Source organism: Coprococcus sp. TF11-13, assembly GCF_003481085.1.
GTDB lineage: Bacteria > Bacillota > Clostridia > Lachnospirales > Lachnospiraceae > Coprococcus > Coprococcus aceti.
Map to the genome: position 1 here is coordinate 177,368 of NZ_QUKK01000006.1, position 25,666 is coordinate 203,033.

22 protein-coding genes are annotated in these 25,666 nt (G+C 42.7%); 7 read left to right on the forward strand and 15 right to left on the reverse strand.

Annotation, left to right across the window (positions count from 1 at the left end):
- Positions 1 to 744, reverse strand: a complete 744-nt coding sequence (locus tag DXD11_RS10995) for a LytR/AlgR family response regulator transcription factor (protein ID WP_118016971.1) — start codon at positions 742 to 744, stop codon at positions 1 to 3.
- Between the two features lie 134 nt (positions 745 to 878).
- Between DXD11_RS10995 and DXD11_RS11000 the strand changes: the two genes are divergently transcribed.
- From DXD11_RS11000 to DXD11_RS11010, 3 genes are read left to right on the forward strand one after another with little or no spacing between them, the layout of a single operon-like run.
- Positions 879 to 2,636, forward strand: a complete 1,758-nt coding sequence (locus tag DXD11_RS11000) for a hypothetical protein (protein ID WP_118758393.1) — start codon at positions 879 to 881, stop codon at positions 2,634 to 2,636.
- A 36-nt stretch (positions 2,637 to 2,672) separates the two neighbouring features.
- The gene (locus tag DXD11_RS11005) at positions 2,673 to 3,431 is read left to right on the forward strand and encodes an ATP-binding cassette domain-containing protein (protein WP_118758394.1); all 759 of its coding nucleotides are present in this window, start codon (positions 2,673 to 2,675) and stop codon (positions 3,429 to 3,431) included.
- Positions 3,432 to 3,433: 2 nt separating this feature from the next.
- Positions 3,434 to 4,063 (forward strand): hypothetical protein, encoded by a 630-nt coding sequence (locus DXD11_RS11010; RefSeq protein WP_118016973.1) that lies wholly within the window; start codon positions 3,434 to 3,436, stop codon positions 4,061 to 4,063.
- Positions 4,064 to 4,082: 19 nt separating this feature from the next.
- Here the strand turns inward: DXD11_RS11010 and DXD11_RS11015 are convergent, their stop codons facing one another.
- The 3 genes from DXD11_RS11015 to DXD11_RS11025 all read right to left on the reverse strand — a co-directional run bounded on the left by DXD11_RS11015 (position 4,083) and on the right by DXD11_RS11025 (position 6,702).
- A complete protein-coding gene (locus DXD11_RS11015; RefSeq protein WP_118649581.1) occupies positions 4,083 to 5,336 on the reverse strand; it encodes a sensor histidine kinase in 1,254 nt (417 codons plus the stop codon).
- Between the two features lie 123 nt (positions 5,337 to 5,459).
- Positions 5,460 to 6,137, reverse strand: coding sequence for a response regulator transcription factor (locus DXD11_RS11020; protein WP_055147401.1), 678 nt, complete (start codon positions 6,135 to 6,137; stop codon positions 5,460 to 5,462).
- Between the two features lie 16 nt (positions 6,138 to 6,153).
- Positions 6,154 to 6,702, reverse strand: coding sequence for a DUF4342 domain-containing protein (locus tag DXD11_RS11025; protein ID WP_243105855.1), 549 nt, complete (start codon positions 6,700 to 6,702; stop codon positions 6,154 to 6,156).
- A 297-nt stretch (positions 6,703 to 6,999) separates the two neighbouring features.
- Here DXD11_RS11025 and DXD11_RS11030 point away from each other — a divergent pair, with 297 nt between their 5' ends.
- Positions 7,000 to 7,650 carry a LexA family protein gene (locus DXD11_RS11030; protein WP_187115862.1) on the forward strand — a complete coding sequence of 217 codons (651 nt, stop codon included), beginning with the start codon at positions 7,000 to 7,002 and terminating at the stop codon, positions 7,648 to 7,650.
- Between the two features lie 18 nt (positions 7,651 to 7,668).
- Complete coding sequence (locus DXD11_RS11035; RefSeq protein ID WP_118649579.1) at positions 7,669 to 8,571, forward strand: BRO family protein; 903 nt, start codon at positions 7,669 to 7,671, stop codon at positions 8,569 to 8,571.
- Positions 8,572 to 8,660: 89 nt separating this feature from the next.
- Here DXD11_RS11035 and DXD11_RS11040 read toward each other — a convergent pair whose 3' ends face one another.
- From DXD11_RS11040 to DXD11_RS11090, 11 genes are all read right to left on the reverse strand, one after another.
- Entirely contained in the window at positions 8,661 to 10,010 is a 1,350-nt protein-coding gene (locus tag DXD11_RS11040) for an MATE family efflux transporter (RefSeq protein WP_118016976.1), read from the reverse strand.
- Positions 10,011 to 10,304: 294 nt separating this feature from the next.
- Positions 10,305 to 11,462 (reverse strand): FprA family A-type flavoprotein, encoded by a 1,158-nt coding sequence (locus tag DXD11_RS11045; protein WP_118016977.1) that lies wholly within the window; start codon positions 11,460 to 11,462, stop codon positions 10,305 to 10,307.
- A gap of 186 nt (positions 11,463 to 11,648) precedes the next feature.
- Positions 11,649 to 13,721: a diguanylate cyclase gene (locus tag DXD11_RS11050; protein ID WP_118758396.1), complete on the reverse strand. Its 2,073-nt coding sequence runs from the start codon at positions 13,719 to 13,721 to the stop codon at positions 11,649 to 11,651.
- A 195-nt stretch (positions 13,722 to 13,916) separates the two neighbouring features.
- Positions 13,917 to 15,044, reverse strand: coding sequence for a glycoside hydrolase family 53 protein (locus DXD11_RS11055; RefSeq protein ID WP_118758414.1), 1,128 nt, complete (start codon positions 15,042 to 15,044; stop codon positions 13,917 to 13,919).
- Between the two features lie 141 nt (positions 15,045 to 15,185).
- Positions 15,186 to 15,398 (reverse strand): hypothetical protein, encoded by a 213-nt coding sequence (locus DXD11_RS11060; protein ID WP_015534553.1) that lies wholly within the window; start codon positions 15,396 to 15,398, stop codon positions 15,186 to 15,188.
- Complete coding sequence (locus DXD11_RS11065) at positions 15,371 to 17,212, reverse strand: hypothetical protein (RefSeq protein WP_117550081.1); 1,842 nt, start codon at positions 17,210 to 17,212, stop codon at positions 15,371 to 15,373. Before DXD11_RS11065 ends, DXD11_RS11060 begins: the two co-directional genes overlap by 28 nt.
- A gap of 211 nt (positions 17,213 to 17,423) precedes the next feature.
- Complete coding sequence (locus tag DXD11_RS11070; protein ID WP_117550079.1) at positions 17,424 to 18,266, reverse strand: sugar ABC transporter permease; 843 nt, start codon at positions 18,264 to 18,266, stop codon at positions 17,424 to 17,426.
- Complete coding sequence (locus DXD11_RS11075) at positions 18,266 to 19,702, reverse strand: carbohydrate ABC transporter permease (RefSeq protein ID WP_118758397.1); 1,437 nt, start codon at positions 19,700 to 19,702, stop codon at positions 18,266 to 18,268. Before DXD11_RS11075 ends, DXD11_RS11070 begins: the two co-directional genes overlap by 1 nt.
- 104 nt (positions 19,703 to 19,806) lie before the next feature.
- The gene (locus DXD11_RS11080; protein ID WP_118758398.1) at positions 19,807 to 21,114 is read right to left on the reverse strand and encodes an extracellular solute-binding protein; all 1,308 of its coding nucleotides are present in this window, start codon (positions 21,112 to 21,114) and stop codon (positions 19,807 to 19,809) included.
- A gap of 509 nt (positions 21,115 to 21,623) precedes the next feature.
- Entirely contained in the window at positions 21,624 to 22,634 is a 1,011-nt protein-coding gene (locus DXD11_RS11085; RefSeq protein ID WP_022217055.1) for a LacI family DNA-binding transcriptional regulator, read from the reverse strand.
- A 187-nt stretch (positions 22,635 to 22,821) separates the two neighbouring features.
- On the reverse strand, positions 22,822 to 23,406 hold the full coding sequence (locus DXD11_RS11090; protein ID WP_118758399.1) for a helix-turn-helix transcriptional regulator: 585 nt from the start codon (positions 23,404 to 23,406) through the stop codon (positions 22,822 to 22,824).
- 118 nt (positions 23,407 to 23,524) lie between these two features.
- Between DXD11_RS11090 and DXD11_RS11095 the strand changes: the two genes are divergently transcribed.
- Together DXD11_RS11095 and DXD11_RS11100 are read left to right on the forward strand one after the other, a co-directional pair.
- Positions 23,525 to 24,352, forward strand: a complete 828-nt coding sequence (locus DXD11_RS11095) for a hypothetical protein (RefSeq protein WP_015534547.1) — start codon at positions 23,525 to 23,527, stop codon at positions 24,350 to 24,352.
- A 530-nt stretch (positions 24,353 to 24,882) separates the two neighbouring features.
- A complete protein-coding gene (locus DXD11_RS11100; protein WP_118758400.1) occupies positions 24,883 to 25,662 on the forward strand; it encodes a YlmH/Sll1252 family protein in 780 nt (259 codons plus the stop codon).
- The last annotated feature ends 4 nt before the right edge of the window (positions 25,663 to 25,666 follow it).

The following is a 25,666-nucleotide window of genomic DNA, read 5'->3' on the forward strand; positions in this document are numbered from 1 at the left end:
TTAACCTCTGATGCTCCCCACATCTGATATAACCGTATTAATAAGACTCTTCCTTACCTCTTCCTCATATTTCCTTGACAACGGAATAATCTCGTTATTATCCAAAACAAGCTCCCCGCCTCTCAAGGTAACTATGTGATCTATATTTACAATATACCCCTTAAAGCTGTATACAAACCTTTTGTCCTTTAACAAGTTAAACCATTTTTTTAAATTTCCTGTAACCTGTATAATCTCTTTTGCAGAATGAATATCTACACTCTTTTGAAATTTTCTTGAGGTTTCTATATACATAATATCAGATATATTAACAACTCTTTCTCCATCTGCCGCTGGCACAATCAACTTGTTAAACTCCATGTTCCTTATCTCACGCAAAACCTGAGATAATACTTGTTCCAACTCTATATATTTAAGAGGTTTCTGAATATAATTATATGCATGCACAGAAAAGCTCCGTCCCATATGTCCCGGGTAATTGCTTACAAAAATGATAATTGCATTTTTGTCGTATCTTTTTCGGATAATTGAGGCGATATATATTCCATCCTCCTTCTCCATTTCCACATCAAAGACAAAAAAATCATAATGTTCACCAGATTCCATCTTGTCCAGCAATTCCTGCCCCGTCCTGTAGTTGGCGCATTCAATATCCAGATTGTGTTTAAACGAATACTCCAATATGCATTTTTCTGCAATGTCTATATCCTTCTGCTCATCATCACATATAGCAACTTTTAACATCTTCCGCCTTTCATTTACCAATTAATACAACTTACGTAAATTTTAGAGCAACTAAACTTTACTAATTATAATTTATTAATGATGGGAGGTAAAGTAGTTATACTTATTATTAAAATATTGAAAGGAATCAGGTAATGCTTAAACAGAATTACATATTATTCAGGAAAACTCCACAATGCTTTTGGCCTTCCATCGCTGCGATCATATTTTGTATTTTATACTCAGTATACAAATTCATTGAAGACAGTCTGCTTAGAGAATTTAACTACATTGATATAGTTGAACATACAGATATGATGCTTGGAAATTCCATATATTATTATATTCTGTTTTTGTACTTGTCCTTTGAATACACATCTATCGTAAAAAAAACCAATATGGTAGAGAGCATAAGCACATACACTATGTCATCAATTAAAAGAGAATCACAGCAACTGCTTATTCTCTCTATCATAAATGTCTTATTATGTATGTGCATGTTAGTTCTATGTATATGCCTTTGTATACTGTCAGGTTCTTCCTCTGCAGACTTTTATATATATACAATTAAGGCTATTTTCACACATGTATTTATGGTTAACACTTGTGCGGTTATGACAGGGCTCATCATATCGTATATCAACAATACTATCCTTGCCTATCTTGCATTATTTGGGTTCACTATAGTTGCCATATTGCAATCGGGTAAGTTCACCTTTCCTGCGGAAGATAAAATCGGCAGTATACAGGAAATATCCAATATATTCTGTGCTTCTCTTACTTATATTCCAGATGAAGCAGCTTTAATTCCTGTAAATATACATTTTCTGTCCAAACCTTTGTATATAGTATTTGGCGTGATCTCCGTATATTTGATCACAAATTTCTTCAGATACAAGAAGTTATCTTTGATTTTTGCCACCATATTTTCAGTGTTATGCTCGTTTTCCTTTATTTATATCTGCAACATCCCATATAATGGTAGTAACCCTGGATACGCAGACGATTCCTCGGATTTATTTGCAAATGAACAGGAATTACTTACTCCAACAAAGGAAATAGATTTTTATGTTACAGAGTATAACATACATTTTGACATAAGGAAGAATTTGATCGCAGATATGTATATGCAGCTATCAGACACCAGTCTCCCTGAATACCATTTTATACTCTGTAAAGATTACAATATCGACTATATAGCAGATGATCAGGATAATGCTATCCGCTATAGCAGAAATGGGAATAAGCTATGCATATACAACGAAACCGGCAATCTCTCATCCATATACATAAAGTATACAGGAAAATCCTACAATATTTGCTACACAGGGGAAAATGGTGCATATCTTCCTGGGAACTTCCCGTATTACCCAATTGCTGGAAATGGAGACTTATTTCAAAACGGATATTGCCGGCTTCCTAAGGATCTGAGCAGGTTCACAGTATCCATATACTCTGATTTTACTACGTATAGCAATCTCAGCTTGTCCGGTGACACGTTCAGTGGTTTCAGTGATCAGCTAAGCATTGTTTCCGGCATATTTTGGAGAGAACAGATTATTGATAATGTGCGATACATTTTCCCATATATTGGCGCGGACACCGATCCGAGTCGAAACCACTACATAACAAGCCAGATAAAAAAATATATAAACTATACACCTGAAGAAAAGGCAACTGATTATTCCCTTATCGGGAAAACAATCCTGATACAACCAATACACAGAAATGCATATATGTATGGTTCTGACATGGTGATGTTTGATGCTGCAGGTAATTTGGATATTTACTACACCAATTATATACAGACAGGTAATTGGTACAATATTGATTCAATTCTCACCGATGAGGAACTTCAAAAGATTCAGGAAGATGTATACGACGAACTTGGCATCACTGAAACAACAGAATAAAGTAACTTGTATCCGTTCAGATAAAGGGGGATTATTATGCTGGAAATAAAAAATATGACAACTACTTTGGGAGGGAACACAATTCTTCACAATTTAAACTGTAATTTTGAATCAGGAGTACACGGACTACTCGGTCCTAATGGTGCCGGCAAAACCACATTCATGAGATCCCTTATTGGGTTATATCCATCAGCTACCGGAAGCATTCTCCTGAACGGAGCAAATATACATTCTGTTGATATCGGGTATCTGCCTCAGAAATTTGGCCTTTTTCCCGGAATGACCGTAAGAGAATGTATGCGTTATATTGCATTTTCCAAGGGTATTTCATCATGTAGTCTTGATGAAGACATCGAATCAGTTATAGAAAGTGTCAATTTATCAAGTTATATTGACAAAAAGGCTCATACTCTGTCTGGCGGAATGGTGAGACGTGTTGGAATCGCCCAGGCTTTTCTTGGCAATCCCCCTATAATAATATGCGATGAACCGACAGCAGGTCTTGATCCTGAGGAAAGACTCAGATTCAGGGATCTTATAAAACAAACCAATTGTGATGACAAGATAATTATTATATCCACACACATCGTAGACGATGCGGAGTTTTTGTGTGATTATATAGAAATTATCGATCAAGGCTATATAATTGCAAAAGACACTACAGACGGAATCAAAACAGCCATGACCAGGCTTTGGGCTTCCCCTTCTATTGATACCTCAGAGCCTGCATCAGCTGATCCCACTTTGGAAGATGGATACATGTATATTCTTAAGTCTTACAGGAACGGAGTGTAACTATGGTGCAAAGAATACATAACTCACTATTTATATTGCGTAAGGGAATGATACTCTGTGTAATTTTAGCTGTTTTAGCTGCTATTACGGGCTTTATGATGATGAAACCCCTTGATCTGCAGGATAAAGAAAACGCACTGCAGCAGTGTTACTGCATAGCATATCCTGTGTGCGTTATGCTGCTATATACAATAACCTTTATGCCGTTTGTATATAGCCCAAGCCGGGAACTTTTTTACATAGCCCACAGAATAAAATGGGTAGAAACAATTATTCCATTTTTATACCTGTCTTTATTAATGTGTGCCATAACATCGTTGTTGTTCTTCAGGACAATTCTCTACCCAGAAAGATTTATAGCCAAAAATCTTATTATAATATATTGCTTCTGCGGTTTATATTACGGCACAGTATATACAGCGAAGAACATCACCATAGCCATCATTTTATCATTTACACTGATCATCCTGTCTCTTAGCGGAGGAAATCTCTTTAATGCTATCATACCATGGTATATTGATGTTCACTCAGTTAAGACTCTCGCCTCTTTTATGAAAGAATACATAATTTTAGGAAGTGCAGGCTGTATTCTGGGATTGTTCAGCAACCACAGATACTCAGATTACCAATAAATATATGCAACCTCTCTTTTTAAGCAATTTTAGGGAATCTCACAACAAATCTTGATCCTATATCCGCTCTGGATATGACTTGTATGGTGCCTCCGTGGGCATCCACGATCCATTTAGCGATGGACAGGCCAAGACCTGAGCCTCCGGTCTCATTATTCCGGGCCTCATCCGAGCGGTAAAATCTGTCAAATATATGAGCCAGATCGCCCGGATTCATTCCGGTTCCCTCGTCCTCTATCATATAACTGACATAACCGGGCTCCTCTTTTACACCAAGTATTATGGCCGTGCCGGGTTCAGAATACTTCGCCGCGTTCTGGACAAATATCCTGACGGACTGCTTGATCATCGCCACATCGCCGAGCACACACGCCTCATTCTCAGTACCACGGAACTCATATCTGTGGCTCTCGTCTATCATCATGGACTCCTCCCACACTTCACTTACCATGCGGTTGAGATCGGTTTTCTCCATGTTCAGGTGCTGCCTTCCACTGTCGCCCCTTGCAAGGAATAACAACTGTTCCACAAGCTCCTTCATGTGCTGGGATTCATTTTTCAGCGCCTCTATGGACTCTCCCAGAACCTGTTCATCCTCCTTCCCCCAACGGTCGAGCATGTTCACATATCCCTGGATCACCGCGATAGGCGTCCTGAGCTCGTGGGAAGCATCCGACACAAATCTCATCTGACGTTTCTCATTCTCCTTCATATTCCTGAGCAGATTGTTGAGCGCGATCTCTATACTCTGAAGATCCTTGTCTCCGGTATGTATAACCTGCTCGTCGTCATCCGCGGACAGATGGGATATGGCTTTCTCCAGATCGTCTATCTTGTTGTGATCCATAGGCTCCTTGCTGAGTTTTTCCGCCGTCACCGCCAGATCATTCAGCGGTTTCAATCTTCTTCTGACATCCGCTGTCCTGAACAACGCAACAAACAATACTATAGTCTCCATCCCCAGCAATATAACGCCCGGAATCTCTATGATATCCCAAAGGATCTTAACGTCATATCTGTACTTCTTCTCATCTGACCCTTCTATTATATATTCATACGCTCCGCCATCTTCATTTTTCTCAACGTAATATCTCATTCCACCCACGCCCTGTGGCAGCTGTTTCCTGCCCCACACAGCAAATACACTTACAATAAGAAAGGCAATGACGATATCTATAAGTATCACATTGCCCAGTTCTTTGAGCCAGAAGCTCATGTTGATCCTTCTGGCTATCGATGACATTCTTTTGTTTTCGTTAGTTTTCTTTCCCATGTATTTTCTCTCTATCTGTGCGTATCCGTGTCATGCGGCGCTGGTCTGTCACATATCTGTTTGCTCTGCTACGATATCCGGCTTGTCACATATCTATCTGCTCTATCCTGGCATCCAAAATGGTCATTCTCTGATAACATATCCGACGCCTCTGACGGTGGTGATCAGCTTAACTCCAAATCTGTCATCTATCTTTGTTCTCAGATACCTCACATACACATCTATGATATTGGTCTCTCCCAGGTAATCATATCCGCACACCGCATTCAGCAGCTTTTCCCTGTCCATAACGATGTCCTTGTTTTCCATGAGCGTCCTGAGCAGCTCAAATTCCCTGTTTGTCAGCTCAACTATCTCGCCGCACACTGTAACCTCATGCCTGTCGGTGTCCATGCACACTCCACGGATCTCTATCCTGTGTGTGTGAACCTCCGCAACTCCGCGTCTCTTCAACGCAACCCTTATCCTGGCAAGCAGCTCCTCTATGGCAAATGGCTTGGTGAGATAATCGTCTGCACCGGCATCAAGACCAGATACCTTGTCCATGACCGCATCTCTCGCGGTCAGCATGATGACCGGCACATCACTCTCCTTGCGGATTCTTCGAAGCACCTCCAGACCGTTGAGTCCCGGAAGCATCACATCCAGCACCACGAGGTCGAAGCCACCGGACAGAGCTTTGTCCAACCCTGTTCTTCCATCAAATACCTTCTCCGCCTCGTATCCCTCATGCAGCAGCTCCAGCTCCACAAATCTTGCAATTTTCTCTTCATCCTCCACAATGAGAATCTTCTGTGCCATATCTTTTTCCTTTCTTTTATGACGGACGCTTGTTATTGACGTCGGACTTAAGGTTGTCTACTGAGTCGGCTACTTTGTCACATGCGCTATTAAGGTTTACGTTGATGTCACCAATTCCTTCAAAATGGTACCTGCACTCACAGAAGAGACCTACAACAAGAAGTGGAAGCACTACCCAGAATGCAAGTATGAGTGCGATCACAAGCACCAGAACCGGAACGTTTATCATGGTCTGGCCTCTGCGTTCTACTATGAATGTGCTATCCACACTCTTCTTTAACACCTTGCCGCACCATTTGAAAAATTTGTCCATCATCTGTCCAAACGTCACTTTATTGCAGTCATTTGTATATGTCTGCTGTGCCTGCTCGAACTCTGTTGATGTCTGCTGCTCTGCGCCTGTGGTAAAGCTCTCCACCTCAGGGGCTTTCACCTTGTCCAGCTTCTCAAGATAAATGATCGCATCCAGCAGATCATAATCGCATGCCTCAAGCGCATTCTTTGCATCCTCGTAACTTACGCCTGTTTTTTCTCTTAACTTTTCTACCTTTTCCAGTTTATCCATAATCTTTGCACCCTTTCTCATTATCTTAGTTTCATCGTCTTCCGATGATCTGTCATCTTTCTTATCGTTTGCTGCTGATATCATCAACTGATGTTATTACTATACCAACCGATGATTAATCTAAAATATGAGAAAGATTAAAATCAGGTTAATTTTATAATGAATAGAAGGATATGTCAAAGTTTGTTCCCCTTTTTATCTCGCTGCTATTTTTTACTATAAGTTAACTTATATTTATTTTATATTGTATTAAATTAGCTTTAAGTGTATAATTTGTTCAAAAGGAGGTTGATTACTATGTCCGATATAGAATTTGAAAGAAGAATGAATGACCAATTTGCAAAGAATCTTTTCTTTTTTCTTAATAAATATCAATATACTCAAGCTGCCTTTGCTAAGCAGATGAATGTCAGCACTGCAACTGTGTCAAATTGGTGTAACGGACTAAAGTCTCCCCGAATGGACAAAATTGACCACATGTGCGCTATTTTCAATTGCTCTAGGTCTGATCTTCTGGAAGAAAAAGATATCATAAGAAGCCAAAAGAAATCAGAGGCATATGCAATTCCTGTATTTGATTATATATCATGTGACAAAACATTTTGTTCAACCGAAAAGATTATTGATACAGAAGAAATACCCGAAAGTCTTGCTAAAACTGGCGAATTCTACGCTCTTAGAATAAAGGGGGATAGCATGGAACCCAAGATCAGCAGCGGCGACGTTGTAATTGTCCGTCAACAGGATGATGCAGACACAGGGGACACTGTTATTGCTACAATAGCTGGTGAAGACGCCGTGTGCAAACGCCTGAGAAAATATAAAGAAGGACTGGAACTGATTTCCACCAACCCCAGCTATGCACCGCTCTATTTTGACGATGAAACCATAAAAAATAAACCTGTCAAGATCATTGGTAAGGTAGTGGAGTTAAGGGCAAAATTTTAATGGATTGGAGTGATTATTATGCTTTTTTATGTATATGATGAGAATACTTCCTCGACTGCTCCTGTTGAGGTATCAGATATACCCGAGTTAAGCGAACAGGAACTTGAATTTATATATGATGATAAAATCAGAAAAGTATGGCACTCACAGGAGGAGGAATGGTATTTTTCCATAATTGATGTAATTGACGTTTTGACCGATAGTTCCGATCCAAAACAATATGTAAAAAAGTTACGATCCCGCGACCCAGAATTATCAGCTAACTGGGGTACAATTTGTACCCCTATTCAAATGATAGCCGCTGATGGTAAAATGCGTAAAATCCAAGCAACAAACACACATGGGTTATTGAGAATTATCCAGTCCATTCCGTCAAAAAAGGCTGAGCCATTCAAGCAATGGCTGGCAATGGTGGGCAAACAACGTCTGGACGAGGAAGTTGATCCTCAGATTGCTATAGATCGTGCTATAGAATCATACCGCAACAAAGGATATTCTGAAGATTGGATAGCCCAGCGTATGCGTGGGATAGAGATTCGTAAAGATATGACCAATGAGTGGAGGCGTGCCGGAATTACCGATTCCAGACAGTATGCTTCTCTTACAAACATACTTACTGCCGCATGGTCAGGAAAGACAGTGAAAGAATATAAAAAGTTTAAGGGACTGAAAAAAGAAAATCTCAGAGACAATATGACTAACACAGAGCTTGTCCTGAATGCTCTTGCAGAGATATCAACAACAGAGATATCAAAGGCAACTAATCCTCAAGGTATAACCGAGGCCACAGATGCTACCATCCAAGGTGGCAATATTGCCAGAAATGCACGTGAATCCCTTGAAAAGCAGATAGGGCGCAGCATACTATCCCCATTAAACTCCAACACTCCCAAGCTGCTTGATGACAGCAAGGAAAAGTAATATAAACCGAATATGTCACAACTATAAAATGCGTATGAATCCTCAGACAACAGTCTCGGTTATTCATACGCATTTTTATCTTTTCCATATCACACCGTTCCCGCAGCAATCTTCGCCGTGGACTTCTTCACACAGTAAAGACATGTCGGCAATATATAGATGGTCGCTGTGACCCACGCTGTCTGGTCAGCAAAACAGATGGCCGTGAATCCAAATGTTCCGACAAATCCCAGGCTCACTATGATCCTGGCCGCCATCTCTGTAACACCTGAGAATATAGCCCGACCGGAATATCCAAGTCCCTGTGTCACCATACGCGCCACGTTCAGTATACCGAGACTCCAGTAGAAGAATCCCATACATCTGAGGTATTTCGCAGAGGCATCAAGTACGTCGACTGCGCTCTTCTTTACAAATATCATTGAGAGCGGCCTGCCAAAGAATATCATGATAAGTCCTGCTATCAATCCATATCCCACTGCGACTGCTATCGCCTGCCACAAGCCCTGTTTTATACGTTTTGCCTGTCCGGCGCCAAGGTTCTGGCTGCAGAACACAGATGCCGCCGTTGCAAATGCATCAAATGGACACATAGTGAACTGCTTTATCCTCATACCGGCTGTGAAGCCTGACACATACAAACTTCCCAGCTTGTTATTTGCAGACTGCATGACCATACTTCCTATGGCAGTTATGGAAAACTGCAGGCCTGTCGGAATTCCCATGACGAGAAGTTCCTTCACTGCAGATCCCTCTATCTCCCTGTCCTCCGCCTCAAGATGCATGATCTGAACCTTCTTGAAGATATATACAAGACACAATATTCCACTCACCGCCTGTGCCGTGATGGTTGCTATAGCCGCACCGGCGCAGTCCCATTTGAGGACAACTATGCAGAACAGGTCAAGGAATATGTTGAGTATTGCCGAGAACGCAAGAAACATGAACGGCGTTCTGCTGTCTCCCAGAGACCTGAGCACACTTGACAGATAGTTGTACATGAGTGTGAACGGAATTCCCAGGAATATAACTATAAGATAAGCATATGCCTTGTCATATATATCCTGAGGAACCGAAAGCAGATGAAGTATCTGATTACAGCACACCGAACATACAATCGTGACTATCAACGCTATGATGCCCGTCAGCACCGCGCCGTTAAATATATACTTTCTCATCTTGTGCAGATTATTTGCACCAAAATACTTTGCAACAGGAACACCAAATCCTGCGCAACAGCCCATACAGAATCCCAGAACCAGAAACTGTATACTGCTGCTTGCTCCAACTCCCGCCAGAGCCTTATCTCCCAGTATCTGCCCCACAATAGCCGCATCTATTATGTTGTACGTCTGCTGGAGCAGATTGCCGAGCAAGAGCGGGGTGGCAAACTGCAGCATCAGACTGAGGGGCTTACCGGAAACCATGGACTTAGCCATGTCTTACACCTTCCTTACATTATTGATAGGACAATGAGTTGCCAATTTTTTCTTTGAACACAGAGTTGCTATACATATCATTCGCTGGGTTGCTTCCGCTTATTTCGCCCTGCAGCGGTACTAAGGTGCCGCCTCACATCGCCACCTAAGAACCGGCGGGCTCAAATTCCCTGCTCACGATATGTATAGCAACTCTGTGTAACAACTTTATTGTGACAACTCACCTGTTAGATGAATAATAACTACGTATGTAAGTCGGTTTCAGACTTACTTTATGTTTATTATCCTTATCTCTTATAACAGTTTTCCAGCCAAAGCTTCGAGCGCTGCCACATCCGACTGCTTGAACGCGGACCTTATTGTCACATGCTCATCCACGATCTCTATATCCTTCATCGCTGCCATCTGCTCTTTCATGAGTTTCGCCGCCATTGGTGCCCATGAACCATTTTCAATGAAAGCGACCTTTCTCTTCTGGTATGCCTTCATCTTCAAGTGGTTGATGAAATCCGCCATGACAGGCATCACACCGCCATCATATGTTGGGGCTGCAAGCACAAGTCTGTCGTATCTGAATGCATCCTCTATACACTCTGCGATATCATCCCTTGAGAGGTCTGATATCGCAACCTTTGGCGCCCCCTTTGCCTCAAGTATCTCCGCCAGCTTCTTTGCCGCCTTCTCTGTGTTGCCGTGGAGACTGCAGTATGCGATGAAGATTCCCTCATCCTCAGGTGTGTAGGTTGACCACAGCTGATATTTGCCTATGTAATATTCAAGATTCTCTGTGAGTATAGGTCCGTGAAGTGCGCATATCTTCTGTATGTCAAGTCCTGCTGCCTTCTTGAGAAGTGCCTGTGCAGGCATTCCATACTTTCCAACTATATTGAAGTAATATCTTCTCGCCTCGCATGCCCAGTCCTCATCTGTATCCAATGTTCCAAACTTGCCAAATGCATCCGCTGAGAAGAGTATCTTCTCGCTCTGCTCATATGTGACCATGACCTCAGGCCAGTGAACCATAGGAGCCATAAAAAACTGAAGTGTATGGCTTCCAAGTGAGAGTGTCTGTCCCTCTGCAACGGTCACGCTTCTGTCTGCCACAGGAACCTCAAAGAAGTTTGGAAGCATTGCGAAAAGCTTTGCATTTGATACAATCTTGATATCCGGGTATTTTGCAAGCACATCACCAAGATTCGCCGAGTGATCAGGCTCCAGATGTGAGATTATGAGGTAGTCAGGCTGCCTGTCGCCAAGCACCTCTGCCACATTTGCAAACCACTGGTCTGCGCACTTTGCATCCACCATATCCATGATGGCTATCTTCTCATCCATGATGACATATGAGTTGTACGCTATTCCGTTTGGCACTATGTACTGATTCTCGAACAGGTCTATGTCCTTGTCATCCACACCTACGTAAAATACTGTGTCAGTTACATTCTTAAGCATTGTATATCCTCCTCTTGATCCTAAGTATCTAATATAAATAATCCACGTTGTGTCCACATGATAAAATGATCGTTGCGACAGTTGCACTTGTGCAGACTATCATAATGACAGTTAATTATAACATACTAAATGAAAATAGAGAATCAGCACATAAGACCTGATTCTCCATTTTTTGATATTTTTTTATCATTGTCTGCTTATCCTTCTCTGCATCTTCTCCTGATACATACTGTGATCCGCTTCCCTCACATACTCTTCAAGGGTTTTATCACCATCTGGGTCTGTTATAACATAGCCTATACTAAACTCCAATTCAAACGGAAGCTTCTCCTGCGCCGCTATCTCCCTGGCCTTCTCAAGTATCGCCGCCTTTCTTTCCTCAGGAGTCTCATCCTCATCGTATATAGATATGGATACGAACTCATCTCCGCCGTATCTAACCGGAATACTGCTTATTCCGCCGCCTCCCGCCACAGCTCTGGCTGCATTTCTTATAGCCTTATCGCCAAACTCATGACCGTATGTATCGTTTATATATTTAAGCCTGTCCATATCAGCAAACATTATGAGAAGTGCCCTGCCCTGGCCCGCAGCCTTGTCAAATGCCTTTGCGGCGATCTGTCTCATGCCTTCCCTGTTGTATATCTGGGTAAGCGGATCCTTTATGGATATTGCCGTAAGCTCCTGATTGATCTGCTCCAGCCTCCATTTATTGAACAGGTTTATCATGGCTACATTCACTTCGCTCATTACAGTTGACCAAAGCTGCTTATCCATGAGGTAATATCCATTTTCGACACAGCAGAACCCAACTGCCTTTTCTCCGAAATGAAATGGCGCAAATAAAAATATATTGCCGCCGGCTTCATCATCCAGAAGAGGAAACATACTGTGGTATGTATCGCTATCGCCATCCGCTATGCCCTGCCTGTACACGATCTGCATTCTATGAGGATAGCCCTTCACAGCAAATACATCCTCATCGTACGCCGCCGATAGTGTCGGGCCAGCTCCCCCCATCTCCACAAGGGATCTGTCGACAACCATAACGCATTTCTTACACTCTGCCTGTGAATATGCCGTCTGTACACATGGATAAAGGCCACTGTAATCACCACATTTGCTGAGCAAATGCGTGAAGTCAAGTGTGCTCTCATCTATCTCCTCGCGTTCCACAACTCCCATTATATAATTCTTCAGGTACTGTCTGCCGTTCAGCATAGCATCCGTGCCACAGCCACAACTCTCCGTAAATATACAATTATAATCTATATAAGAGCTGGTATCCGGATTGTTTCCCGCCCAGATATTCAGCATGATCTCTGCAGCCGCAGCTCCGATCTTCTCACGGATCCTGCTCACCGTTGTTATGCGCGGCGTATAGTACGCTGCTTTATCAAAGTTGTCAAATCCCGTAACCTTAAAATCATTTGGCACTGAAAGTCCAAGTGCTTCAGCTCTGTTGCACACACCCACCGCCAGGTTGTCATTTGAACAGATTATTACATCCGGAAGAATCTTCTTCACTATCTCCCGTTCTTCCAGCCTTCTCTCATCCATCTCCTCATTATTCGAAGCCTCGGCATCCGGAGCAGAATCCGCAAAACTGCCACTGGTTATCTCACCGTACACCTCCGCAGGTCCACCGTAATCCGGTCCGTCCTTCTCATGTTTTATACACGTATGTCCATGTGCTCTGAGCAGCTCCTCGAATCCCGTCACGCCATCATTAAAACCAAAATCTCCAAACAGGACATCCTCATCCTCAACCTTGAGTCCATACACATCCATACAATCGCAGAATGCACGGCATCTCTCCTGAGCCTCATAGTTGTCCTTCGGTCCGGCAAGATACCACACCTTCTTCGCACCGTGTTTCTCTATCATATGCCGAGTCATGTCATACATGGCATCATAATTGTCTATACCCACAAAATGCAGACCGTCAAAAGCAGTCTCGAGGCTTATAGCCGGAACTCCGCTCTTCCTTATCCTGTCCAGCAGTTCCGCCGTGACTTCCGGATATTTGATATTGTTGACAGATATTATGATCCCATCAAAGTCTGTCAGCTCCGGAAGATTGTATATATTGTATTCTCCATAGCTGTAACCGTCGTCCCTGTTCCAATTGCCATTACTGTTGAATATGTACAAATTCACATCAGCCCTGGCTTCCTTTATCTTCTGCATAAATCCCAGCGGCCAGGCGTAGGTGAAATACCTCTTCCAGCCATCCATGAACAATGCTACTTTTTTCATACCTTACCTCCTGATCAATCAGAACAACCCGTCCTGTCCCCCATCTGTAAATTTGCCAAATATATTAAAAGGGCGCATCTGTATATATTATACACAGACCCGCCCAACCAAAACATATCCAAATGTATCAAAAATATGTACTTTACTATCAGAAACCACGGGGACGGAGGGGACAGACACCTCCGTCCCCATAATTCACTTAAGTGGATAGTCGCTGTGCAGCGGCTTGTAATCACGTATAGTCTTAAGTGCCGGCAGAGCATGTCCGTCATAATCAAAAAGTGCCTGATTTGCCCATTCATTTCCGCATGGTCCAGACTCCTCTATATATGACAGAGCACCTTCCGTAGCCCAGCCGCTTCCCGGTACTGGTATCCAGCCTGCCTCCCAATAATAAAAGCCATCACCACCGGGAACATCATCTATCAGTTTCATTATGTCGTTCATAAATTCCGCCTGTCCCTCAGGTGTCATAGGGTAGTCAAGATTCTCCACCAGTGAAGGTTTTGTGGCATAGCCCTTTCTATCGTCAGGCCCCAGTTTCTCATAGTCAGCATAGTCCTCCATGGTAAATCCCATGGAAACCTCAGCAATAACTATCTTTTTGCCATATCTATCCGCCATATCCCGCATATTTGCCTCTAGCTCCTTCATGGTTCCATGCCAGAACGGATAATACGACATTCCAATTATATCAAAATTTTCTCCTCTTTCCATGTAGTGGTCAAACCAGTCCACATACATAGGATTGTTGCCACCATTGTCGAGATGTATCATGACCGGAATATCAGAGCCAACCGATCTGACCGCCCTTATTCCTGCGCTCACAAACTTCGCGATATTGTCATATTCTGGTTTCTGCCCAAGCGGCCACATCAGTCCGTTTGTAAGCTCGTTTCCAACCTGAACAAGCTGAGGGAGAACGCCCGCATCTTTCATCTCTAAAAGAGTCTCCCTTGTGTAGTCGTACACAGCCTGCTCAAGCTGATCCGCATCCATGCCTCTCCACGCCTTCGGCACCCTCTGCTTGCCCGGGTCAGCCCAGAAATCACTGTAGTGATAATCAAGCAGAATGCTCATTCCATGATCCATAGCGCGCTTCGCGAGCTTCTTGTATACCTCAAGGTCATTTGTGCCCGCGCCATAAGGCACGCCGTCCTCCGTGTACGGATCATTCCACAGACGAAGTCTCACAGAATTCACACCATAGTTCTTAAGTATGTCAAATATATCTCCCTGCACACCATTGTCATAATATTTAGCCCCCAGCTCTTCAACCTCGACAACAGCGGAGAGATCCACGCCCTTTATATAATCTGCCATATTTTTGTCTCCTTCACCTGCATTTATTTTACTGCCTGTTATAACCAAGAACAGCCGCCGAAGAAAAATGTTCTGCATACTCCTGATGTACCAGTTCATCTTCATCTGTCGGCGGCCTTCTATCAAGATGACATCTGTCACCTAGTCGTCAAATGTAATCCTGTCATACATTCTTCCATATTTTATTCTGATGAGCTCGTTCTTTGCCAGAACGTCCTCCTCTGGTCCAACATACTGACAACGGATACAGTAGTATTCCTTCTTGTCCTTATCATAGAACATATCTATATCCAGATCTCTCATAAAACACATTGGACATCTGTAATTTAATTTGCCTTTTCCAGACTGAGCCATGTTGAAAATACCTCCTTATCCTTAAGTGTCTTTGTAAACCCGAGAGTGAACATTGGCGAGAACGCATATCCCTCTTTGAAATATCCTGTTGCATCGCTGCCAGATGCTCCCATGGCAGCCTTTGTCTCGATCGCAGGGATAACTGCTGACACCTCATCGGCGCCTGCGAGATCCTCTTCTCTGCACTTGTACTCATATGTGAGTGACTTGCTCTCTGAAGCATTCTTTGCTGTGAGAGTGATTCCTGTCATGTCCTCTGGGTACTCTGTTGTACCGTAGCATGCCACCATGTACTCATTGATCTCAACCTCTGCATCAGGGTTGCTCATCTCGAGGATAGTTCTTTCATGTCTTATCTTGGATGAACCCTCCTCAAAATATATCTTTGTCTGAAGTTTAACTGTCAGATCGTAGAACTCGATGTCAACCGGGTCAAGTGTAAGGATTCTTGTGCTTCCCTCCTGCGAGAATGTTGCCTTTGTTCTGCACAGACAGAGGTCGACCTCCTCACCCTTGTAGCTGATCTTGGCACTTCTTACAGTACCCTCTCCAGCATAGTGTGTGAAATATCCTGCTCTGTACTTCTCCTGGATCAGGAATGGATATGAAGCATCCTGAACATGTGGAGTTCCGATACCTACAGGCCAGTTGAGCTTTGCAGCGTATGGTCTGAGGTCAACGATCGCACCGCCCTGATCCATGTTGATCTGGGCTCTCATGTATGGATCGCAGTACCAGAATATCTGCTTGTCTGATCCGTACAGTATATCCTTCCAAAGAGCACACTCAGGCTCCTCGTATGTCTTGTTCTCTCTGTAGAAGTCAGCAAATTCAGCCATTGTCATGTCGATACATTTGCCTTCCTTCTTCAGGTCGCCATAATACTTCATTCCATCCTCGTAGCTCTTCTTGAGCAGCTCGTATGGAGCCTCCCAGCGTCCCATCTTGTTCAGCCAGCCTGGTCCAACGAACATCATGTTGTATGAATATCCATTGTTGAACTTAGCCAGATGACGATACTGGTCGATCAGGTTGTACAGATATGGGTACTCCCATGTCTTGCTGTCATAGATCATTCCACGGAGAACGTTCTGTGGATGTGTACCAAAGTTAGAACCATTTCCATCATAGCATGCCAGCAGATCTCTTGAAAGATGAGGGATAGCGACGATTCCGCTGTCCTCAGCCTCATTTGCTGCAGGTGCATGTGTGTTCTGCTTTGAAGGTATCCACGGATTCCATGGGCCGCCATCGAACAGTGTGTACCATGAGTTGTTACATGTGTGGTAAGCCTTAGGGCCCTCCTCCCAGCATGTTGCAACTGCACACTTGACTGATGGATACTTCTCCTTGATGTAGTTTGTAAGCTCAGCATCCATATAGTATGAACCTGTAGACACTGGATAAAAGCCAAATATATCATGGAACTTTCCAAATACGTCATCGACGATATTCTTCTTGTCCTCCATTGAGAACATCCAGATACAGAAGTCCTTGGTCTTGTACTTCTCTCTGAACTCTGTGCAGGGAAGTCCGAGAAGTGAGAGCGCTATCTCATCTCCATACTTCTCATGATGCTCCTTGGCGAGTGATACAGCCTCCTCGTTAAAAAGGCTGGCATATGTCATCTGAATAGTAGTCTTGAGTCCGTTCTTGTGAGCTGTCTCCTGCTGGAACTTGAATATGTCCAGTGACTCTGTGAGGAGAGCTTTTCTTCCGATATCCTCTGCCTGACCATGGCCTGTAACCTTCTCGGCATACTCAGGAACCATCTCAGGACGATGGATAATGTTTACAATAAATGTATTCTCCATATCTTAAATCTCCTATTTCGTATATGTTGTAACCTTTTGATCTAAAGATAATCGTCCCCAAATAAGCGACAATATCCTCATTTTTCATCCTGTCTGCCCTATTTTAGGGCTAATTATAGCAGGCATCCGCACCACCATCCATATGTGGTCCATCCGGCAACGCAGACACCTGCCCAAAATAAATTTTCTCATTTCTCTCAGACCGTCCGCCTTAACCCTTTACAGAACCGCCAGTTACACCCTCTACATAGTACTTCTGCATGATGACGAACAGTATTGAGATAGGGATAGCTACCACGATACCGCCGGCGCAGAATACTGAGAAGTATTTGTTGACGAGTGATTTTTCAAGCATATTGTAAAGACCTATAGCTACTGTCCAGTCCTTCGAAACTCCTGAGTTGAGCATAAGCTTTGCGAATACAAAATCTCCCCAAGGTATAAGGAAAGAACTGATTACCTGATACACAACTATTGGCTTACACAGAGGAAGAATTACCTTCGTAAATATCTTTGCCTCCGAAGCACCCTCAAGTCTGGCAGCCTCCTTAAGTGACATTGGTATTGTGTCCATGAATCCCTTCATGATGAGGAATCCAAGTCCTGATCCTGCTGAGTAAACTATGATCATACCGAAATGGCTGTTTGTAAGTCCCAGCATCTTCAGGATAAAGTAAATTGCTATCATGAGAAGTGGGCCAGGGAACATGTTCAGTATCAGTGACGCACTCATGATCTGTTTTCTGCCGTTGAATCTCAGGCAGCTCATCGCATAGCTGACCATAATTACAAATATAGTAGAGATGATACATGTAAATACTGCAATGATAAGTGTATTCTTGAACCATGACACATACTGCACAACCGAGTCAGGTCTTGTAAGCAGCTGAACAAAATTGTCCATAGACCAGCTCGTTGGGAAGAAATGCGCTGTATTGATTCCCTTATATCCGCTGAATGAAGTGACAATCAGCCAGATGATCGGAACCAGCCAGATAACTGCGAGGACAAGTAATACGATATGTTTAACGATTGAACCTATTGTTTTCTTCATTACTGGTACTCCTCCTCTTTATCTCCTGCAATCATTCTTGAGAATGATATAAGTGTAAATGCTGCACATATGATAAATACTATGATACCGATAACAGATGCCATCTTGTAGTCGTAGTATTCATTTGTAAGTCTGAACAGCCATGTAACAAGAAGGTCAACTTCCTTCGCATGCGAATTGGCGAGAGCCTGATTCTGTGTGACGAATACATCCTGTGTGAGCAGGTAGATTACGTTGAAGTTGTTGATGTTCTTTACAAAGTCTGTTATAAGTGCCGGGCCCTGGATGAACAGGATATATGGCATTGTGATCTTCCAGAACACCTGGAAATTTGTTGCTCCATCGATCTTTGCACTCTCGATCTGATCTGTAGGTATGTTCATCAGAACGCCTGTTGCGATCAGCATCTGGTATGGAACACCGACCCAGATATTGATGAGAATGATCATTACCTTTGCCCAGTGAGGATCAGTCAGGAACGGTATATATGTAAGATGCTCACCGACAAGTCCTGCATGCTTAAGCAGGTCTGTGATACCGATATTTGAGCAGATAGTGTTCACAATACCGGAATCAGCGAAGAAGTTTCTAACCAAAAGCAGTGTTACGAACTGTGGAACTGCTATTGATATGATGAAAAGTGTTCTCCACATCTTTGGCAGCTTGGTTGTCTTGGAATTGATCGCCTTGGCAAGAAGGATACCGCCTATGAATGTGGTAAATGTCGCCATGACCGCCCATACAAGTGTCCAGCCAAGAACCTTTCTGAATGAATATCCAAATGTTACTGTCATGCTGTTTGAGAACAGGCTTGCAAAGTTCTTGAAGCCCACCCATGTAAACAGTGAGTTTGGTGGAAGGTGCTGCTGATCATAATTGGTAAATGCCACCGCTATAAGAATAAGTATCGGCAGAATATTCATTATGACTACACCAATTGTCGGAAGTGTGAGAAGTGTTATGTGGAACTTCTCGTTGAAGAGTGCCTTCATATCTTCCTTGAATGTATTTATATGTTCTCCATTTTCCTTCATCTGCTGAAGCTTGTACACTGTCTTGATATTGTGAATGTAGAAAAGCACGAATATAAGAATGATGAACAACGCAACCACCGAATTGAGAAGGATCTGGAAAGAATTGTCGTAATTATTAGTAGTTGTCTGCATGGTGAGTGGATCAAATACCTGCTCAAACTTTACAGTTCCAAGAGTTCCAAATTTGGCAAGGTTTGGTGCCGCATAGCCTACGCACATCAACACAAACGCAGCCTCAACGATGAGCATGATCATACCATTGACGATCTGCTTTCTTGCGAAGTAACCTGCACCCATGATAACCGCTGAGAGCTTAACCCATATATCACCTTTTGCAAAAGCAACACCAAAATTCTTGAAGTATCTTCCTATGGCTTTAAAGAATCCTGATATTTTCTTCATGAAAAAGCTCCTCTCTTTTTAAAATGCCCCATATGCCACGAATGACATATGAGGCATTCTCATTATAACCTATAAATATTATTCAAAGTACTTCTTATTTAAAATTACTCCTGTGATACAGGTGCATCAATTCCTTCTACAGCGTTATCGAGAAGTTTCTGAAGGTCTGTTCCGTCTGGATTGCCCTGTGCAAGGATTGAACCAAGTGTCTCTGCTGGTGTCCAGTAGTTACCACCTACACGCTGTGGTGTTGCATATGCTGCCTGAGCTGCAAGAGCTGATATAGCTGGATCAGCCTTAACTTCATCTGACTCTGAAGCGTTGATGTTTGAAGGGCCAAGACCTCTCTGCTTAAATCTTGTAACCTGTGTATCCTCTGATGTAAGATACTCAGCAAGAAGCATTGACCAGCCTATATTCTTTGAATGTGGGTTTACACCGATAAGCTTGCAGCCTGAGAATGATGCCATCTGAACCTGCTTGCCTGCAACTGTGTATGTAGGAAGCTTAGCTGCTGCATAGTTCTCGCCCCATGCTGCCGCAGCGTCTGCTGCTCTCCATGTTCCGTTAACTGCTGCACAGATTGTACCCTCAGCGATCGCTGTTGCCTGTGTAGGATCATCCATATCTACAAATACGCCAGTCTTGAAGAGATCAAGGATTGCCTGAGCTACATCTGTACCGCCTGCCTGATTCCAAGTACATGTATTTGTAAGTCCGTCATCGTTAAGTGTAAGGTCAAGACCTGCTCCCTGGAAGAATGAGTATACATACCAAGCATCTGATACGTTCATAGCGATCTTCTTGTTTGCCTTCTTTGCTGCCTCGATCATAGCATCCAGTGACTGAACATCATCCTCTGTGAATACTGATGAATCATAGAACATGAAGTATCCGTTATCTGCCGTCATTGGATATGCATATAATGTTCCATCAACAGAAGCTGCCTCAACAGAAGCTGCTACATTCTCGTTTGCAACATCAAAAGTATATGTAGCCTGTACCGGCTGAAGTGCTCCAGCCTTAACCAGCTCATTGATCTGATCATCAGCAAATGCGAATACATCAGGAGCAGCCTCAACGTCTACCAGGATATCGTCCTTTGCCTTTGACTCTGACTCAGCTCCGAGTGTGATGTTGAAGTCAACGTCTGGATACTTTTTCTTGAAATCTTCAATAACCTGTGTTGTGAGATCCTGATCTTCCTCAGAAGCCCATACCGAAAGATCTACAGTTCCTGTTGTTGCATCAATTAAGTTCTGAATTGCATCATCTGATGCTGCAGCCTGTGTTGTGCTGTCGCCAGCAGCTGCTGTTGTTCCTTCGTCCTTTGAATCTGCGTTGCCACATCCCGCAAGGCATCCTGCCATCATCGCAGCAACAAGTGTTAATGATAAAACTTTCTTTCTCATTCTTATGTCCTCCTCTTTAAATAAATAATAAGAAAATTAGTTGCTCTTTTTGTTTCCCGTGCGCAATCGGTTGTTCTTTATGGTTATATATTATCAGTTCTGTTTATTGTTGTCAACTACTAATTCATATAACTTTCAAAATAAAAAAATATACATTTTGCACAAGTCACTTTGTTTGGAAACGTTTCCATGTTCGTTGTATTTTGCGCACCCGTTTGCGTTGCACACTATATATGGTAATATTTGTTAATCATCTGCAATCCCATATGTGAGATTTTCATGTTTCATTTCCTTTTCCAGCCATTATTACACTCATTTAGGCCGTTTTTTCATTACTTTTCTCTTTGTTACACCATAGAATATTGCTATAACAGCAATATTCTATGGTGTATTTTCATGCCCGTCGCGCATCATTTTGCGCATGTTGCGCATATTCTGGCTCTTTTCACATAAAAACAGGGCGCCAGCCAAACACTGACGCCCCTCTGGGAAGGATATATAACTATGAATTACTTCGTTGACTCTTTTAATCTGAGTTCATAACCCAGATGTGTCTTCTTCTTAACTTCGTTGCCCTCTATAAAATCCACCAGCAGTTTACATGCTACCATTCCAAGCTCACGCGGATCAAACTGGAGCGATGTGATCGCAGGCTGGTAATTGTTCAGAAGTGAGCTGTTGTAGAATGACGCAACTCTCACATCAGTTGGCACCTTTATGCCCTTCTTATCCAGTATATTAAGTACATTCTGGCATATTCCATCATCCATACACAGTATGCATTCTGCTTTCTGCTTCATTATCTCTTCAATGGCATGTTCACATAATACTGAATTATCTATATCAAAGTATACCAGGCTGTTATCTACCGGTACCTCCATATCCTCCATCGCATCAAGATATCCTCTATACCTGTTGAGGGTTACCACATGATTCTTATTGCCACCCATGAGGGCTACCTTAGTCATTCCTTTGGCAAGCAGTATAGATGTAAGCTCACGGCATGCACTTCTGTGATCATGATCAACCTGGACAACATTGTCATCATCCATACTTCCAACCACAACAAATGGTATCTTTTTTTCCTTGAGATATTCTGCCGGGGCATCATTCACAAGAGTTCTTCCAAGTACAACCCCATCCACCTTATGATTCTCAACAATTCTCTCCAGCTGGCTCATATCATCCGGTGACACTGTACACACAAGCACATCATAATCCACTGGCGCAGCCATCTCCAGCAATCCCATCAGGCACTTCTGAAAGAATGGCAGATCCACCACGCTGTAGTCGCTCGGCATGACCCACCCTATATTATAGGATTTTGACTGTGCCAGCCCCTTCGCTATAACGCTTGGCTTATAATTATGCTCCTCTATATACTCGAGAACTCTCCGCCTTGTCTCGGCACCGATCCTTCCCTTTCCGGAAATCGCTCTCGATACTGTAGTCTTAGATATATTTAACGCCTCAGCCACATCAGAAATGGTCATCTTCTGGCCTGACTCTTTTGTCTCCATATTCAAGTCTCCTTTTGTTCAGCACGTATCACCGCATTTGCGCAACGCTCCATGCGCAATCGGTTGCCCTTGATATTATCATAGCTTTTTTTGTGCACAAGTCAAGAATTTTTTGATTTTTACCATGTCAAGTTGGCTATTTTGTCAAAAAGAACAAAGATATTTTTTTTATTTGTGCAATTATATCTTACTTTGATGCCCACAGATCCCTGAGAGCCTGCTGCAAATAAGAGAAATCCACAGATGGCACATCCGGATTCAGTCTGCCCTCTTTCCTGCACACATCATATAATCTTATTCCAAGAGATGCCACATCCCGTCTGTCCTCCGCAGGCAGACTTGCATACAGCATGTCAAATTCAACCAGAGCTTTAAGGTCACCTGACCAACCCGATGCAAGCCAGGCTATATCAGCCGTCTTGTCATCTCCAAGTGCTTTAACGCTCTCAACCAGTTGACTATATTTGCTGTTGACAGTTCCATTCTTCATACCCTGCCAGTGAAAAAGTGCAGTCTCAGACACACCGAGAGCACTAGCTATAGCCGGAATGTGCCGCACTGTCGGAAGCCTCTCCTCATTCTCCCACTTGTAATATAGCCCTTCTGTTATCTTATGATTCTCCGGCAGGAGCTTATTTATCTCCGCAACCATATACTTTACCGTATACTTCGAAGATCTGCTGTTTTTGCGGATATCCCGCATATTGAAGCCTATCGTATCTACCATTTCTGTAGAATCCGATGCCCCCTTTCTCGTTCTCCTTCTATTCATCTCTCTCCTCCATTGTATACATTTATACAGATTGTACAATTTTGTATCCATAAATATCCTACCACTTATCGCGTTAAAGTGCTACATTTTTATCCATACAAAAACAAAGGAGATCATTATGACAGACTTAAACAATGCCGAAACACAAACCGATGCCCCCTGTTCCGCCATCAATTATTGTAACCTCAACGGATACGAACTCACCGCAGAAGAGAAGATAATCTTTCTTAGTTCCTATGTATCCCGCATTGACAACGAGACAGTGTATCAGCCCGCAACCAGGGAATTTGTCCAGAATTTCAATGTAGATGCAGCCATCAGCATAATAAACAATTATGCCACAGCAGACTCATTTTTCAGAAGAATGACAGGTTCATTTCCGTATATCAAAAACTCGCAGCGTTTTTCATCCCCGGATATATATTTTCTTCTATTGGAGTTAAAACTGTACATCAACGAGAGACGGCGCGTAATAGCAAAAAATAATTCAGCGGACACGCTCTCTATCATTGAACAATACAAAAACCGTTACTCGTTCAACCAGTCAGCCACCCAGAAAATGGAAGCCCTGCACAGCATAAAAGGTTTCGCACATCCATCTTTCTTTGTGCCGGAAACCGTACTGTACATAAACGAAAACTCTATCCTGTACGTACACTCAGCTTTGCGCTATATCGATATGCTTCTCGAATACATGCAGCGGAATGACAATTCTATAGATTATGAAATTTATTCTTTTTTTCAAAACTTCAAATCCATGTTATTCAACAACGAGCACGACACAACGCCAACATATATAATCGACCAGTCAAGAGATTATATCTATAGCATTCTCGGAAATAGCAAAAGAAAATCTAAGATGACTGACATATGCAAATACGCAGCCTTCGTGGAAAGTCTCACAGAACTCGGTAACGCCATAAGTGCATCCAATATGAAACTCTAAATCCCCCCCTGTTTTTCAGAACATAAAAACAGCCCGTCGTTTATGCGACAGGCTGTTAAGAAGGGGGGAGTGGAGGATTCCTATGTTTTGGGGTTTGGGGTTATGGGGTTACATTACATCGTATAAAGGGATTTCTACGAATTTCGTGCTAAGGGAACCCTCCGTCTATCAAAATATAAGTGATTGTCTTTTTTATAACCAGAAGGCTTGTTGATCACAACTCATCTCCTTGTTATGCCCATATACTATCAAAACACTTTGAAATTGTAAATACGCAAAAATTTATAAAACGAAGGCTTTTTTTTGTGGTAATTTATCAACAGTTGCGCATTTCAATAGTTTTTAGAAGATTTTTGAATGCAAAATGATTGTTTTATTCACGTTTGAACGGTTTATTGTTCATTATGATCACTTTTCGCAACAATAAATTTCAGATTATCGTGCAAAGCTGTCAAATTCGTTTGACTGTTGGCGAAGATCGGAGTGTTGTAATATAATAGTAAGAAGTCAATGATCTCGGAGGACATGCTATGAATGAAAACGATATTCTAAAGGGGCGGTTAAAGGATCTGGCAAATGCCGCCTTCCGCCAGAACAGATATACATATACTAATTTTCTGAGTGCTGCAGACATGGAAGTATTTTACAGCAATCTTGAACAGTTGTCATTTGCAGGATATACCATCTTTGGAGGCAGGGAATCCTGCGACCGCGTTATAATCGCCTTTGGAAATGAAGCCGACTGCGGCTACGCACCGGCTTTTCCCATATGCACCATGAAGGTTTCCGCTGTTTCGGACAAATTCTCAGACGATCTGAACCACAGGGATTTCCTTGGGGCACTTATGAATCTTGGCATTGAGAGGGAGATGGTGGGCGATATACTGGTCACCGAATCCACTCATTCTGGCAAGCACAACAATGCCTATATATTCTGTGTGGACACTGTTGCCGATTATATCGCTGAAAATCTGACAAAGATAAGGCACACAAATGTAAAATGTACTTTTTGCAGCACCCAGGATACTGATGAGATACAGATAAAAAAGGAACCTCTGCACATAATCGCAGCATCTGCAAGAGCGGACGCAGTGACCGCCACAATAACAGGCCTTTCAAGAAGCAGCACATCCCTGTTGTTCAGGGAAAAGAAATTTTCACTAAACAACAGGTTGTACGAAAACAGCAGCTACCAGTTAAAACCGGGCGACGTATTTTCAATACGTGGATATGGCAAATATGAATTTGTCGAGACAGGCAGCGCAACCCGGAAGGGCAGACTGAACATAGAATTACTCAGATATATTTGATCTT